The sequence below is a fragment of the Nostoc linckia z4 genome (assembly GCF_002608075.1).
In the GTDB taxonomy this organism is placed as follows: domain Bacteria; phylum Cyanobacteriota; class Cyanobacteriia; order Cyanobacteriales; family Nostocaceae; genus Nostoc; species Nostoc linckia.
The window spans coordinates 13,941-32,200 of the sequence record NZ_LAHA01000042.1 but is presented as its reverse complement, the minus strand read 5'-3'; the positions used below and the strand labels follow the sequence as shown (position 1 = coordinate 32,200).

The window sequence follows — 18,260 nt, the reverse complement described above, 5'->3', positions numbered from 1 at the left end:
AAATAGTAGAAATATATAAACTTGATGAGAAATAAGTAAAGAAAATATGAATATTAATTAATAGATTCTCCAGATGATTGTTATAAATATTTATTTTCTAATATATCCGGAGAGCCTCAAAATTTCTTGTAAAAGTTAATTTACATGTAAAAATTAAAGTTCTGTATTTGGTATTATTTGATTCCGTTGAAATTCAGATTTAAAATGTCTTAATTATACATTGAATATCGAAAAAAACGAATTCTGACAATTAAAAAATAATATCTCCAACATTAACTGTTAATAAATTACATATATATTTGAAAAATCATGTTGTTTTACTAATTTAGTATTTATTCATTGTTGAAAAACTCCAATATTAAATTTATACCAAATTTAAATGATATTTATATTCAGATATTGGTGGAAAATAAAAGCCTTGGTTAGCTGATTTTGTAATGTGAAAGTCTATAGCTAGAATATTTACCTGACAGGATTTATAAGAAATTTTTCATTTAGCGATCGCAATTACTGATTTGGGAACAATAAATTCACAAATTACCAAAAAACAGTATGGTCAATAATCTAGTTATTGCGAGTATTCCCGGATATAGTTTGAGCGAACAACTTTACAATGGTTCCAGAACCATAGTTTATCGAGGGTATCGAGAAAGTGACTGTTTATCGGTAGTGATTAAACTGCTGAAAAATCCTTATCCCAGTTTCAGCGAACTTTTGTCGTTTCGCAATCAGTACACCATAACTAAAAATCTCAATTCACCTTTAATTGTCCAAACCTATAGTCTCGAAGCTTATGAAAATGGTTACGTGCTGGTGATGGAAGATTTTGGGGGAATTTCTCTTAAAGAATGGAGAGTTAGACAAAGTGGACAATCTTTAGTGGATTTTTTAGAAATTGCCATAGCTCTGTGCAATACCTTAAATATACTCTATCAAGAACGGATTATTCATAAAGATATCAAACCCAGCAATATATTAATTAATCCCAAAACAAAACAAGTTAAATTAATCGACTTTAGTATTGCATCTTTATTACCACGAGAAACACAAACGCTAGTCAATCCCAATGTCTTAGAAGGAACTCTTAGTTACATATCCCCAGAACAAACAGGGAGAATGAATCGGGGAATAGACTATCGCACAGACTTTTATTCACTAGGTGTAACGTTCTACGAATTATTCACAGGCGAGTTACCTTTTGCATCAAATGACCCAATGGAATTGATACATTCTCATATTGCTAAAACAGCGAAATTAGTACACCAAATTAATTCAGAAATTCCTTCGGTAATCTCAGAAATTATCAGCAAATTAATGGCCAAAAATGCTGAAGATAGGTATCAGAGTGCGTTGGGATTAAAATTTGACTTAGAGAATTGTTTACAACAGCTAAGAGAAACGGCTTCCCTTGAAAGCTTTGAAATTGCCACTAGGGATGTGTGCGATCGCTTCATCATTCCTGATAAACTCTATGGTAGAGACATAGAGGTTCAAACTCTCCTGCAAGCATTTGATAGAGTCAGTAATGGGGCAACAGAAATGATGCTCGTTGCTGGGTTTTCAGGAATTGGTAAAACAGCAGTTATCAACGAAGTGCATAAACCAATTGTCAGACAACGCGGCTATTTTATTAAAGGTAAATTTGACCAATTTCAACGCAATATTCCCTTCAGTGCCTTTGTGCAAGCATTCCGGGATTTAATGGAGCAATTATTAACCGAAAGCGATGTCCAACTAGAACAATGGAAAAATAAAATTTTAGAAGCTGTTGGCGAAAATGGGCAAGTCATTATTGAAGTCATTCCCGAATTATCAAGAATTATTGGCGAACAACCATCCGCAGTGGAATTATCAGGAACGGCGGCACAAAATCGCTTTAATTTACTATTTCAAAATTTTACTAAAGTCTTTACCAGTGCAGAGCATCCCTTAGTAATTTTTTTAGATGATTTGCAATGGGCAGATTCGGCATCGCTGAAATTAATCCAGTTATTAATGGCTGATACAGGTCATCTTTTCATCATTGGTGCGTACCGCGATAACGAAGTGCAGCCAGCACATCCATTAATGCTAACTTTGAGTGAAATTCAGAAAAATCAAGCAATAATTAATACAATTATTTTAGAATCGCTAAGTCAAGTAAAAGTAAATAAATTAGTTGCTGATACACTCAAATGTCCAGAAAATTTGGCATTGAATCTTTCTACATTGCTCTATCAAAAAACTCAGGGAAATCCATTTTTTGTCACGCAATTTTTTAAAGCGCTACATCAAGATGGACTAATTAAATTTGATGTGGAATTAAGCTGTTGGCAATGCGATATTGCCCAAGTAACAACGCAAGCGGTTACAGATGATGTGGTAAATTTTATGAGTTTTCAGTTGCGAAAACTCCCGCCATCAACTCAAGATGTATTGCCGTTAGCTGCTTGTATTGGTAACTCATTTAATTTAGCAACTTTGGCAATTATTTCCGAACAATCCCAAATTGAGACGGCAGCTGCTTTATGGAAAGCATTACAATCAGGATTGATTGTACCGATTGGTGATGTTTATAAATTTTATCAACAAGAGTCATTAGTCATCCCTACCCTTCGGGAACAACTTCGTCGAACGGCTCCGCTCAGGGCGAGTGGTCATTTGTCATTAGATAAAAGCGAACAAATGACCGCTGACCAAGGACAAATGACAGTTTCTTACAAATTTATACACGATCGCGTCCAACAAGCTGCTTATTCTCTGATTCCCGATGACCAAAAAACAGCAACTCATTTCAAAATCGGACAGTTACTCCTAGAAAATTTATCCGAGTTAGAACAAGAAGAAAAACTGTTCGATATTGTAGGGCATTTGAATTTAGGAATTGAGTTAATTAGTCAATCAAGGGAACGCGAAGCATTAGCTAAACTGAATTTGCAAGCTGGAGTGAAAGCGAGAAATTCTACAGCTTACACCGCAGCAAGAGTTTATTTGCAAACGGGGATAAAGCTACTCCAGACAAACTGCTGGCAACATCAATATGAATTGACTCTGAATCTGTATGTTACGGCTGCGGAAGTTGCTTATTTGAATGGTGACTTGGAGGGCATGGAACAGCTAGCCGCATTAGTATTGCAGCAAGCGCAGACAATTTTCGACAAAGTGAAAATCTACGAAATTCAAATTGCAGCCCAAATGGCTGCAAGCCAAATATTAGAAGCGATCGCAGTGGGAAGAAATGCACTGAGTCAATTAGGGGTGGATCTCCCCAGTACACCAGATGAAGCCCAAATCAGCAAAGCGCTAGAAGACCTTGCAAGCCTTGAGGGCAGCAACAATCCATCTGCCCTAGTTAATTTACCCAAAATGAGCGATCGCACCGCCGAAGCCGCGATGCAACTATTAGGAGTGTTGTTTGCACCGATGTTGCTGGGAATGCCAGGTTTACTGCCCCTGTTGGGCGCGACGATGGTGAGGTTGTCGCTTGAGTTTGGCAATGCCCCCGCCTCGACGGCAGGATATGGGCTTCATGGCATGATATTGTGTGCCTTTTTGGGCGAAGTCGAAACAGGCTACAAGTTTGGTAGATTAGCACTCTTGTTGCTGGAAGGGTTGAATGCTCAGTCCATGAAGTCCGTGACTCTCAACTTGTTTGGGTCTTTCATCCAACATCACCAGCAAGGACTCTTGGCAACGCTACCGACGCTCAAAGATGGCTACACCACTGGCATAGAAACAGGCGATTTTCTCTACGCTGGCTACAACGTAGCAGGTTACGCCTGTAATGGGCTTTTCGCAGGTGTAGAGGTGGAGGCGTTGTCATCTGAATTAACTGCTTACAATGCTGTCCTAGCTCAGATGAAACAAGAATCCGCGCATATTTATTCGGATATGGTGTTGCAAACGGTGGAGCATTTGAGAGAAACGGTGAGCCAACCAGATTGCTTAATGGGCAATATCTACGATGAAACGGTAATGCTGCCAAAGCACCACCAGGATAACGATTTCACAGCGATCGCCATTGTTTACACCTACAAACTCCTGCTTGCTTACTATTTTGGCAATTATCAAGCCGCCCTGGACTACATCATCCAAGGCAAGTCTTATTTGATGGCAGTATCGGGAATGTTTTTTATTCCTATTTTCCATTTTTATGCTGCGCTAACTCATCTAGCACTCTTCCCCACCCAACCAGATGCAGAACAAGCCAAGCTGCTTGCTGTTGCCGTAACTCATCAAACTGCTCTTTATCAATCGGCGCAAAATGCACCGATGAATCATTTGCATAAATGGTATCTAGTGGAGGCTGAACGTCATCGAGTTTTGGGTGAAAAAGCCGCAGCCAGTGAATGTTATGACCAAGCCATAAGTCTTGCTAAAGAACATCAGTTCATCAACGAAGAAGCTTTAGCCAACGAACTGGCAGCAAAGTTTTACCTGGAGTGGGGCAAACAACGCATAGCTAAGGAATACCTGACTGAAGCTTACTATGGTTATGCTCGTTGGGGTGCAAAAGCCAAAGTCACCGACTTAGAAAAACGCTACCCGCAACTGCTGGCTGCGATATTACAGCAAACCCGCGCCGCCCTCTCGGTCAACGAAACCGTCTTTGCCTTGGGGAGTGTCACATCCAACAGTTCTGCAACTTCTAGCAGTAGTGTCTCAGATACCCTAGATTTAAAAGCTATTCTCAAAGCTTCTCAAGCTATTTCTGGCGAAATCGAACTAGAAAAACTGCTTTCATCGTTGCTTTCCATTGCCATAGAAAATGCGGGGGCTGATAAATGCGTGTTCATGCTGATGCTGGACAATCGCCTGTTAATCAAAGGATCGATTACTGGAGAGTTAAAGCCTGTCGTCTTGCAGCGTCTTCCCATTGAAGATAGCCAGGATATTCCCCACAAGCTGATTTACAAAGTCTTGCACAACCAGCAGACTGTTGTGCTGCTGGATGCAACAGCAGATCACACCTTAGCCAGCGACCCATACATCATACGTCAGCAGCCGAAAAGTATCTTGTGTAGCCCGATTTTGCGTCAAGGGAAATTGATGGGTGTTTTATATCTGGAAAATAATTTAACAAAGGGGGCGTTTACAAGCGATCGCGTCGAACTATTGAATTTACTTTGCGCCCAAGCCGCCATTTCTCTAGAAAATGCCCGATTGTATGAACGTTCTCAGGAATATGCCCAACAGCTAGAGCGATCGTTTACCGAATTGAGTGCAAGTAACTCTCGCTTTGAAAGACTTGTAGACAATGTGCCTGGAGTGGTCTACCAATTTATCATGAGTCCTGATGGCATCCTATCCTTAAACTACATCAGTGCCGATTGTTACAATTTCTACGAAATTACCCCAGAACAAGCCGCTGCCGATGCCTATTTTTTCGACAAAATGGTACATCCAGATGATATGCCTTCCTACCAACAAGCCTATATTGACACCGTTCAAAACTCTGCTCCTTGGCATTGGGAAGGGCGAATAGTCACTCCATCCGGCATTGTCAAGTGGATTTACGGAGAATCGCGAACCAAACAACTGGCTGATGGTTCATTCATTTGGGATGGATTGTTTTTCGATATTAGCGATCGCAAAATTGCTGAACTTGCTTTGGAACAAAAATCTCTCTTATTACAACAAGCAGTACAAGACTTACAACAAGCTCAATTACAAATCATCCAAAGTGAAAAAATGTCTGCTTTGGGTAACTTAGTTGCTGGTGTGGCTCATGAAATGAACAATCCTTTGGGTTTTATCGCCGCTAGTCTCAAACAAGCTAAACCCACTTTCGCTGATATTCTTGAACACTTAAAACTCTATCAAGAAAGTTTTCCCAATAAGAACGATGAAATTCTTGAACACGAATCAGAAATTGATTTGGATTATAGCCTAGAAGACTTGCCTAAAATGCTTGATTCCATGACAATCGCTTGCGAAAGACTGAAAAATATCAGCACCAGCCTCCGCACTTTTTCTCGTGCCGATCGCGATTACAAAGTGCCATTTAATATCCATCAAGGCATTGATAGCACAATTTTAATTTTAAAACACCGCCTCAAAGCTAGCGAACACCGTCCAGTGATTGAAGTTATTACTGAATATGGAAATTTACCGCAAATAGAATGTTTTTCCGGTCAATTAAATCAAGTGTTCATGAATATTTTGGCTAATGCCATCGAAGCTTTAGAAGAATCAAATAACGGACGCAGTTTTGAAGAAATTAAAGCTAATCCCAACCGCATTACAATTACCACTTCAGTGGCAAATAATCTCGTTAAAATTACCATTGCTGATAATGGTAAAGGAATGAGTGAATCAGTTAAACAGAAAATATTTGACCATTTATTTACTACAAAAGCTGTTGGTAAAGGTACTGGATTGGGGTTGGCGATCGCCCGACAAATTGTTGAAGAAACCCACGGCGGAAAATTGTATTGCAACTCTGTTTTGGGTGAAGGTACAGAATTTATTATTGAGATTCCAGTGTAAATTTTTACTGTGATGTAAATCACTTGACATATCTGGGAACACTATATCAGTAAATCATCACTTCTTCAGCAGTATGGTAGCCACTCTTGTGAGAATTCCCGGATATAACATTACCGCAGAAATCTACAACGGTTCTCGAACCGTGGTTTATCGAGCAGTTCGAGAAACTGACTCCTTAAGAGTAGCAATCAAACTGCTGAAAAATCCTTATCCCAATTTCAGCGAACTCTTGTCGTTTCGCAATCAGTATGTCATTGCGAAAAATCTCCACTCACCTCTAATCGTCCAAACTTATAGCCTAGAACCCTACCAAAATGGCTATATTTTGGTCATGGAAGACTTTGGGGGAATTTCTCTGACAGATTATTTCACCTCTCACCATACGCTAAATATAGCTTCTCTACAAGAGTTTTTAGAAATAGCGATCGCCCTTTGCGACACCTTAAATTTACTCTACCAAGAGCGCATTATTCATAAAGATATTAAACCCAGCAATATATTAATTAATCCCGAAACCAAACAAGTTAAATTAATCGACTTTAGTATTGCATCTTTATTACCAAGAGAAACCCAAACCCTCGTCAATCCTAATGTTTTAGAAGGAACACTTGCTTACATTTCCCCCGAACAAACAGGCAGAATGAATCGTGGAATTGACTATCGTACAGATTTTTATTCCCTGGGTGTAACTTTCTACGAATTACTCACTGGAGAGTTACCTTTTTCGTCCAACAATCCAATGGAGTTGGTACATTCTCATCTGGCAAAAATCGCACCATTAGTACACGAAATTAATCCAGAAATTTCATCTGTACTATCAAAAATTGTCAGTAAATTGATGGCGAAGAATGCTGAAGAGAGATATCAGAGTGCATTAGGACTGAAGTTTGATTTAGAAAATTGTTTAACTCAGTTGCAAGTTTCGGGTAAGATTGAAAGCTTTGAAATTGCACAGCATGATGTGTGCGATCGCTTTATTATCCCCGATAAACTCTACGGACGGGAAAATGAAGTTCAGTCTTTACTGAAAGCCTTCGAGCGTGTTGCTAGCGGCAGTTCAGAACTGATGCTGGTGGCTGGTTTCTCCGGTATTGGCAAAACTGCGGTGGTGAATGAAGTCCACAAACCCATCACCCGTCAGTGCGGCTATTTCATCAAAGGAAAGTACGACCAGTTCAATCGCAACATTCCGTTTTCAGCCTTTGTCCAAGCTTTTCGCAGCTTGATGGGACAAATCCTGAGCGCATCCGATATAGAACTAGCTCGCTGGAAAGAGCAAATCCTTGCTACTGTTGGTGAAAACGGACAAGTTCTAATTGAAGTCATTCCCGAACTAGAATACATCATTGGTTCCCAACCTCCAATCGTTGAGCTAGTTGGTAGTGCATCTCAGAATCGATTTAATCTGCTCTTTGGCAAATTTATTCAGGTATTTACCAAAAAAGAACATCCCTTAGCGATCTTCCTCGATGATTTACAGTGGGCAGATTCCGCTTCTTTGAACCTTTTGAAATTGTTGATGAGCGAGTCAGAAACAGGCTATCTACTCGTACTTGGAGCTTATCGGGATAATGAAGTTTTTCCAGCCCACCCGTTGATGCTAACCCTGAATGAGATTAGAAAACAAGGTGTCAATCTCAATACTCTCATGTTGGCTGCTTTGAATGAATTAGATATTACTTGTTTAGTTGCCGATACATTGCAGTGTGCAAATAATATCGCAGCGCCGCTTTCGCACTTGGTCTACCAAAAAACTCAGGGAAATCCATTTTTCACCATTCAGTTTTTGTACGGACTGCACGAGGAAGAATGTATTTTTTTCAATCGTTCCTCCGGCTATTGGCAGTGTGACTTAACCCAAGTGACACAGTTGGCTTTGACGGATGATGTTGTGGAATTTACGATCCGACGATTGCAGAGGCTACCAGAAGCAACACAGCAAGTATTAAAGCTAGCGGCGTGCATTGGTAATCGATTTGATTTAGAAACATTAGCAGTAGTCTGTGAAGCTACTCAAGATAGTGTAGCAGCAGACTTGTGGCGATCGCTTCAAGACGGGTTAGTTATTCCAGAAAACTCAACCTACAAGTTTTTCCAAGGAAAGGGGCATGATGTGGAAGCGGTTGATAACATTACTGTTAGTTATCTGTTTCTCCACGACCGAGTACAGCAAGCCGCTTACTCTCTCATTCCTGAGACTTTGAAACAAGCAACTCACTTCCAAATTGGCAAACTTCTGCTTGCTAATGTTTCGCCAGAAGAACAAGGCAGTAAAATTTTTGCGATCGTCAATCACTTAAATGAAGGCTTGGTATTTCATCAAAGCCAGGAAGAACGTTCAGAACTTTTAGAGCTAAACTCTATTGCCGGGAGAAAGGCTAAAGAGTCTACTGCCTATGGGGTTGCTGTTAACTACTTTACGGTAGCTCAAAGCTTGTTACCTCCAGATAGTTGGCAGCAATGCTATGAAAAGTCCTTAGATGTTTATTTCAATCTCGCAGAAGTTAAGTATTTGTCTGGGGATTTTCAATCTTCTCTAGCCATTATTGAAGCGATTTCTCGCTTTGCAAGACAAAAAATTGAAAGAGCTGAAGCCTTTAACCTAGCGATTTTGATGTTTACATTGCAAGGCCAGTACCTCCAAGCACTTCAGTATGGACAAAAGGCATTGTCTTGCTTGAATTTTGATTTATCACAAATAGATTTACCAGAGAAACTTGAATCTTACCAACGTGAGATTCAATTGAAATTAGGCGATCGCACAATAGAGCAGCTCGTTGATGAACCAGAAGCCACCGATCCAGAAAAACGCCTGATTATCAAAATATTGAATAATTTAATCGTACCCGTTTATGTTCTCCAAAAGGGAGAGCTATACTTTGTCGTCGCGTTATCGATGGTTTCAGTATCTCTCAATTTTGGCGTAATCGCTGAATCAGGAAACGGATTTTCCGCCTATGGAATGTATCTCGGATATTATCAAAGCAACTATCAATCTGGCTATGAATTTGGAGTACTTGCAGAAAGTTTAGCCAACCGATTTAAGCAAGCAGATAATTTATGTAAAGCTTGCTATATGCTGGGGAATAATCTGCTTTCCTGGGTGCGTCCCTTGCGTTACTCAGGGCCTATTTTCGATCGAGGATTAGTGGCTGGGCTACAGTCTGGGGAGATGGTTTTCTCAGGTAATCTTTTGATGTACAAGCTGCTCATTCCATTTTATGCAGGGGAAAACCTATTAGAAATTCAGCAAAATCTTCCTGAATATTTAGAATTTTGTGTCAAGAAACTTAACTATCAGCTTCCTGTGGATGTGCTCTCTGGATTAAACATTGCCCTTGCTGAACTTACAGCTAGTTCTGCTGAGGATTTACCGACTGAGCAGCAGCATCTTGAAGCGTGTAGGATAAACAACAGCGATTATGCAATTTGCCACTATTTGCTCCTAAAAACTAAAATTCTCTGTTTTTACGGGCGCTATGAAGAAGCATTGGCATCGGCTCAGGGGGCTGAAGACCTCGTTGGTACAATTACTGGAAAATATCAGGTTGCAGCGATCAATTTCTATCAATCTATTGCTATAGCTGAATACTGCCGGACTCATTCTCTAGGTTTAGATAATAGTTACATCCAAAAAGTTAAATCAAACCAAGGGCAACTAAGTCTATGGGCAGCTAGTTGTCCGGAAAACTTTGCTCATAAGTACGATCTCGTGAATGCAGTTTTAAGCGTTTTATCAGGACAGAAAACAGAAGCAATTGAACTGTTCGATCGCGCTATAACTCTAGCTGAAGTCAATGGCTACCTCCAAGAACAAGCACTTGCTAACGAACTGGCCGCTAAATTCTACCTGGAGTGGGGCAAAGAAAAATTCGCCGCAGGCTATATACAAGAAGCTTACTATTGTTACGCAAAATGGGGAGCAAAAGCCAAAATTGCCGATCTGGAAAGACACTATCCGCAACTGCTAGCCCCTATCCTCCAGCAAATCCATACTCCCTTCTCTACTAGCGAAACAATCTTCTCATTGGCAAATGTTACATCCATCAGTTCCAGCACTTCCCATAGTAGTAATGTATTTGTTGCTTTAGATTTAGCTGCCATTCTCAAAGCTTCTCATACTATCTCAGGTGAAATCGAATTTGAAAAACTGCTTTCATCGTTACTTGAGATCGTCATTGAAAATGCGGGGGCTGATAAATGCGTGTTTATGCTGTTGCGAGAGGAGCGCCTGTTAATCAAAGGGTTAATTACCACAGGTTCAAAGCCAGTTGTCTTGCAGCGTATTCCCATTGAAGATAGCCAGGACGTTCCCCACAAGCTGATTTACAAAGTCTTGCATGACAAGCAAACTGTTGTGCTACTGGATGCAACTGCCGATCCGACTCTAGCCAACGACCCATACATCATGCGTCAGCAGCCGAAAAGTATCTTGTGTAGCCCGATTTTGCATCAATGTAAGTTGATGGGTATTTTGTATCTAGAAAATAATTTAGCAACGGGAGCATTTACAAGCGAACGCATCGAACTTCTCAACTTACTTTGCGCTCAAGCCGCAATTTCCTTGGAAAATGCCCGACTTTACGAACATTCCTTAGAAAATGCCCAAGAATTAGAGCGCTCCTTTGCTGAATTGAGTGCGAGTAACTCTCGGTTTGAAAAACTTGTAGATAATGTTCCTGGGGTGGTTTTTCAATACTCTCTGAGTGCTGATGGAATCCTATCGTTAAACTACATTAGTGCTGACTGTTACAGCTTGTACGAAATTTCGCCAGAGCAAGCCGTTGCCGAACCGAAGTTTTTTGAAAAAATGGTACATCCTGACGATATAGTTTCTTACCAGCAATCAAGCACTGACACCGTTCAAACTTTATCTCCCTGGCATTGGGAGGGGCGAATTGTCACTCCATCAGGTATTGTCAAGTGGATTCACGGCGAATCGAGAATTGAACAGCGTGCTGATGGCTCATTGGTTTGGGATGGATTGTTTTTGGATATTAGCGATCGCAAAGTCGCGGAACTTGCCTTGCAACAAGCACAATTACAAATGATCCAAAGTGAGAAAATGTCTGCTTTGGGTAACTTAGTTGCTGGTGTCGCTCACGAAATGAATAATCCTTTAGGTTTTATTGCTGCCAGTCTTCAACAAACTAAACCCACCATTGCCGATATTGTTGAACACCTGAAATTATATCAAGAAGCTTTCCCAAATAAGAGTGAAGAAATCGAAGACCATGCAGAATCAATTGACCTGGATTATACCTTAGAAGACTTGCCCAAAATGCTTGATTCCATGACGATGGCGTGCGACAGGTTGAAAAATATCAGCACCAGTTTGAGAACTTTCTCTCGTGCCGATCGCGATTACAAAGTCTTGTTTAATATCCACGAAGGTATTGATAGCACTATTCTCATCCTCAAACATCGTCTGAAAGCTAACGAACTACGTCCTGCGATTGAAGTTGTTACAAACTACGGCAATTTACCGCCAGTTGAATGCTTCCCTGGGCAATTAAATCAGGTGTTTATGAATATTTTGGCTAATGGTATTGATGCTTTAGATGAATCGAATACCGGACGCAATCTTCAGGACATCCAAGCTAATCCCAACCAAATTAACATTACAACTTCAATCGAAAATAATCTCGTGAAAATTGCCATTGCTGATAATGGCAAAGGGATGAGTGAATCAGTCAAATCAAAAATATTTGACCATTTATTTACTACGAAATGTGTGGGTAAAGGTACGGGGTTGGGGTTGGCGATCGCTCGGCAAATTGTTGTAGAAAAACATGGTGGAAAATTGTATTGCAACTCTATTTTGGGTGAAGGTACAGAATTTATTATTGAAATTCCGTTGTAAATTTTTGTTCGGATTCATAAATAACTTTAGATATCTGGGAACACTATCTCTGTAAATCATTACTTATAACGCAGTATGGTAGCCACTTTTGTGAGAATTCCCGGATATAACGTTACCCAAGAAATTTACAACGGTTCAAGAACCGTGGTTTATCGAGGTCATCGAAAAGATGGAAAACCTGTAGCAATCAAACTGCTAAAAAATCCTTATCCCAGCTTCTCTGAACTAGTACAATTTCGCAATCAGTATACCATTGCCAAAAATCTGAATTCACCTCTAATTGTCCAAACTTATAGCCTAGAACCGTACCACAATGGCTATATGTTGGTCATGGAAGATTTCGGCGGGATTTCTCTCAAGGAATGGAGAGTTAGGGGAAATCTCCAATCTCTACAGGAGTTTTTAGAAATTGCGATCGCCCTCTGCGACACCTTAAATTTACTTTACAACGAGCGGATTATTCATAAAGATATCAAACCCAGCAATATATTAATTAATCCCGAAACCAGACAAGTTAAATTAATTGACTTTAGTATTGCATCTTTACTACCAAGAGAAACTCAAACACTAGTAAATCCTAATATCTTAGAAGGGACACTAGCTTATATTTCCCCAGAACAAACAGGCAGAATGAATCGGGGGATTGACTATCGCACGGATTTTTATTCATTAGGAGTTACTTTTTATGAATTACTCACGGGAGAATTACCCTTTAAAGCTAACGACCCAATGGAGTTGGTACATTCTCATATTGCCAAACTTCCCGAACAATTGACGAGCAAATCCGAAAAAGAAATTCCCCAAGTCCTAGATGATATCGTCATGAAATTGATGGCGAAAAATGTCGAAGAAAGATATCAGAGTGTATTGGGGTTGAAATTTGATTTAGAAAAATGTCTGCATCAACTACTAGTTTCGGGTAAGATTGAGAGTTTTGAAATTGGCAGTAGGGATGTGTGCGATCGCTTCACGATCCCTGATAAACTCTATGGCAGAGACATGGAGGTTCAAACTCTCCTCCAAGCATTTGAAAGAGTTAGCCTTGGCGCAACAGAAATGATGCTGGTTGCAGGGTTTTCGGGAATTGGCAAAACCGCCGTTGTCAACGAAGTTCATAAACCGATTGTGCGGCAACGCGGCTACTTCATCAAAGGCAAATACGACCAGTTCAAGCGCAACATTCCTTTGAGTGCTTTTGTCCAAGCATTGCGCGACTTGATGTCACAACTATTGAGTGAAAGCGATACTCAATTGTTGCGGTGGAAAGAGAAAATCTTGTCGGCTTTAGGTGAAAATGGGCAAGTTTTAATCGATGTCATTCCCGAACTAGAGCAAATTATCGGCAAACAGCCAGCAGCCCCAGAACTTAGCGGTAGTGCAGCTTTAAACCGCTTCAACTTGTTATTTGGCAAATTCATAGCCTTGTTCGCGACACAGCAGCATCCTTTAGTAATGTTTCTCGATGACTTGCAGTGGGCAGATTCAGCTTCACTCAACTTAATACAGGTGTTGATGAGTCAAAGCGAGGTCGGCTATCTGTTCATCATTGGAGCTTATCGAGATAACGAAGTTTCAAAAGCACATCCCCTGATGCTGATGCTAGAGGAGATTGAAAAAGTCTCAGCGATCGTCAATACCCTGACTCTCAATCCTTTGAGCCAAACCCATCTGAATGATTTGATAGCCGACACCCTCAGTTGTTCGCAAATAACAGCACTACCACTGACAGAGTTAGTCTATCAAAAAACCAAAGGCAACCCCTTCTTTGCCACCCAATTTCTCAAAGCTTTGCATGAGGAAGGATACATTACTTTTGACCCCCCTCAGTCCCCCCTGAGCAAGGGGGGAAGAGAAGGGGGGTGGCAGTGCGATATTGCAGTAGTGAAGACACTCGTGCTCACTGATGATGTCGTACAGTTCATGGCAATGCAATTGCAAAAATTGCCCGCTCGAACTCAAAATGTCCTCAAACTTGCTGCCTGTATTGGCGCACAATTTGATTTAGAAACCTTGGCGATTGTCTCTGAACGCTCGCTCTCCGAGCTTGGGGTGGATTTGTGGAAGGCACTGCAAGAAGGATTAATTCTACCAATTAGTGAGGTCTACAAATTTTATCAACCCTCCACACTAAGTTCAGAAGTTCCCGAACACAATACCTTTAACTGCGCTTACAGATTTTTACACGATCGCGTCCAGCAAGCGGCTTACTCTTTAATTCCCGATAACCAAAAACAAGCAACACATTTAAAAATTGGGCAACTTTTGTTGCAAGGAAATTCTCAGAGCGAACAAGAAGAACGTCTATTTGACATTGTAGGTCATTTAAATCTAGGTGTTGAGTTACTTCATTCAACAGAGAAACCGGAGTTAGCTAGGTTAAATTTAGCTGCTGGACAAAAGGCAAACATTTCTACAGCTTATACTGCTGGAGCGGAGTATGCTCTTTTCGGGATCGAATTACTAGAGAAAAACTGTTGGCAACATCAATATCCTTTAGCATTAGCACTGTATGAAACAGCCGCAGAAGCTACATATCTCTGTGGCGATTTTGAACAGACGGATTTGTTGACTGAAGTGGTATTGCAACAAGACAATCCGCTTCTCGACAAAATCAAATCCTACGATCTAAAAATCCAAAAATTTCAAGCTCAGAATAAGTTGCTTGATGGTGTCAAACTAGCTCTTGATGTTCTCGAACTTTTAGGAGAGAGATTTTCCCTAGAACCAGACAATTCTGAAATTGAGCAAGCATTCAAAGAAACCTTATTAATTCTAGACAACAGAGATACCTTAAGCCTAATCGATTTACCAGAGATGACAGATCCGTATAAGCTGGTAACGATGCAGATTCTGTCAACAATGTTTGCAGCCACTTATCTCTCAAGTCCTAAATTATTACCGTTGATTGTCTTAAAGCAAGTTAATTTATCCCTAGAGTACGGAAACACCTCTGAGTCTGCCTCTGCTTATACTAAATACGGGCTACTTTTGTGTGCAGTCGCCAACAATATCGATCTGGGATATCAATTTAGTGAGTTAGCTTTAGGGCTATTAGAAGATGTCAAAGTCAAAGACAGTAAAGCTCAAACAATCAATGTAGCTTGCGCTGGAGTTCAGTTTTGGAAAAAATCCCTCAGAATATCAACTCAGCTTTTTGTAGAAGGGTATCAAAGTGGTTTAGAAAGCGGTGACATTCAAAATGCTTCCCACTGTATCATGAATTATTTCAGTTATTCCTATCATTATGGCAAAGAACTATTTGAACTCGAACGAGAAATGTCAATGTATGGTGAAGTTCTTGCCAAGCTGAAACAGAAATCTTGCCTACAAAACATCAACAGCCTTCAACAAACTGTCATAAATTTAGTTATTAAAGTAGAAAATCCCCAGTTTTTGGAAGGTGATTTTTTTAGTGAAAATTTAGAAATACCCAGGCTCAAACAATCTAACGATCGAACTGCCTTGGCTTTTCTATATATTCAAAAACTCATGCTAAGTTACTTATTTGGAGAGGTTGCCCAAGCCCAGAAAATTGCAGCCATAGCCGAGCAATATTTAGACGGAGTTCCAGGAATGATCTGGGTTCCTGTTTTTTATTGGTATGATACATTAACTCAATTAGCTAGATATTCTGAATTAACAGATGTGGAGGAAAAACAGAAAATCTGGGTTCGTGTCTTGGAAAATCAAGCAAAAATGCAGCACTGGGCAGATTGCGCTCCCACAAACTTCTTGCATAAGTATGACTTAGTAGAAGCTCAGAGACATCAAATCTTGGGTAACAAAACTGAAGCCATTGAACATTACGATCGCGCCATAGCAGGAGCCAAAGCCAACGAATACATCCAAGAAGAAGCCTTAGCTAACGAACTCGCCGCTAAATTCTGTCTTGACTGGGGCAAAGAAAAATTTGCTGTAACTTATATGCAGGAAGCCTATTATTGTTATGCCCGCTGGGGTGCAAAAGCCAAAGTCGCCGACTTAGAAAAACGCTACCCGCAACTGCTGGCTGCCATATTACAGCAAACCCGTTCTCCCTTCTCCAACTACGAAACCATCTTTGCCTTGGGGAGTGTCACCTCCACTAGTTCTGCAACTTCTAGCAGTAGTGTCTCAGATATCCTAGATTTAAAAGCCATTCTCAAAGCTTCTCAAACTATCTCTGGCGAAATCGAACTAGAAAAACTGCTTTCATCGTTGCTTGAGATCGTAATTGAAAATGCAGGATCTGATAAATGCGTGTTTATGCTGTTGCGAGAGGAGCGCCTGTTAATCAAAGGCTCAATTACCACAGGTTCAAAGCCAGTTGTGTTGCAGCGTCTCCCCATTGAAGATAGTCAAGACATTCCCCACAGACTGATTTACAAAGTCAAACATGACAAGCAGACTGTTGTGCTACTGGATGCGAGTGCCGATCCGACTCTAGCCAACGATCCTTATATCATGCGTCAGCAGCCGAAAAGTATCTTATGCAGCCCGATTTTGCATCAAGGCAAATTACTGGGCATTTTATATCTCGAAAATAATTTAGCAATGGGGGCATTTACAAGCGAACGCGTCGAACTTCTCAACTTACTTTGCGCTCAAGCCGCAATTTCCTTGGAAAACGCCCAACTTTACGAACGTTCCTTAGAATCGCTATCGGAGTTGAATGCGTCCCAGTCTCGCTTCCACAATCTGGTAGACAACGTGCCTGGAGTCGTTTGTCAATACCAGATGAGTGCTGATGGCATTCTCTCATTAAACTACATCAGTGCCGACTGTTACAATTTTTACGAAATCACCCCAGAACAAGCTGCTGTCGATCCCGATTTTCTCGACAAAATGATACATCCAGATGATCTGGCTTCTTACCTGCAAACTTACACTGACACCGTTCAAGCTCGATCTTCCTGGTGCTGGGAAGGACGAATCGTCACTCCGTCAGGAATCGTCAAATGGCTTCACGGTGAATCCAGAGTTGAACAGCGTGCTGATGGCTCATTGGTTTGGGATGGATTGTTTTTGGATATTAGCGATCGCAAAATTGCAGAACTTGGCTTGCAACAAGCACAATTACAAATCATCCAAAGTGAGAAAATGTCTGCTTTGGGTAACTTAGTTGCTGGTGTCGCTCACGAAATGAATAATCCTTTAGGTTTTATTTCTGCCAGTCTTCAACAAACTAAACCCACCATTGCTGATATTACCGAACACCTGAAGTTATATCAAGAAACTTTCCCAAACAAGAGTGAAGAAATCGAAGACCATGCCGCAGAGATTGATTTGGAATATAGTATAGAAGACTTATCTAAAGTAATTGATTCTATGACTTTGGCGTGCGACAGGCTCAAAAATATTAGCACTAGTCTTCGCACTTTCTCTCGTGCCGATAAAGATTATAAAGTGCTATTCAAAATCCACGAAGGTATCGATAGTACGATTTTAATTCTCAAGCATCGTCTGAAAGCTAACCCTGAACGTCTGGCGATTGAAGTTGTCACAAACTATGGCAATTTCCCTCAAATAGAATGTTTCCCTGGGCAACTAAATCAAGTATTTATGAATATTCTGGCAAATGCCATTGACGCATTAGAAGAGTCGAATATTGGGCGGAGTTTTGAAGATATTAAAGTTAATCCCAACCGCATTACAATTACCACTTCAATGGCAGATAATCTCGTTAAAATTACCATTGCTGATAATGGTAAAGGAATGAGTGAATCAGTTAAACAGAAAATATTTGACCATTTATTTACTACGAAATCTGTGGGAAAAGGTACGGGGTTGGGGTTGGCGATCGCTCGACAAATTGTCGAAGAAAAACATGGCGGTAAATTGAGTTGCAACTCTGTTTTAGGTGAAGGTACAGAATTTATTATTGAAATTCCTGTGTCATAGCAAAAAGACGCAAAGAATTTCTTTGCGTCTTGAACAGGGATTTAAAAAT

Annotated in this window: 3 protein-coding genes; all 3 read left to right on the top strand. The window is 40.5% G+C overall.

The genetic code is table 11. The annotated features are described in order from the left end of the window. Positions 1-552: 552 nt before the first annotated feature. Entirely contained in the window at positions 553-6,468 is a 5,916-nt protein-coding gene (locus tag VF06_RS26495) for a trifunctional serine/threonine-protein kinase/ATP-binding protein/sensor histidine kinase (protein ID WP_099069809.1), read from the top strand. Between the two features lie 73 nt (positions 6,469-6,541). Further along, positions 6,542-12,331, top strand: a complete 5,790-nt coding sequence (locus tag VF06_RS26490) for a trifunctional serine/threonine-protein kinase/ATP-binding protein/sensor histidine kinase (RefSeq protein WP_099069808.1) — start codon at positions 6,542-6,544, stop codon at positions 12,329-12,331. Positions 12,332-12,406: 75 nt separating this feature from the next. Next, on the top strand, positions 12,407-18,211 hold the full coding sequence (locus tag VF06_RS26485; protein ID WP_099069807.1) for a trifunctional serine/threonine-protein kinase/ATP-binding protein/sensor histidine kinase: 5,805 nt from the start codon (positions 12,407-12,409) through the stop codon (positions 18,209-18,211). Positions 18,212-18,260: the final 49 nt, after the last annotated feature.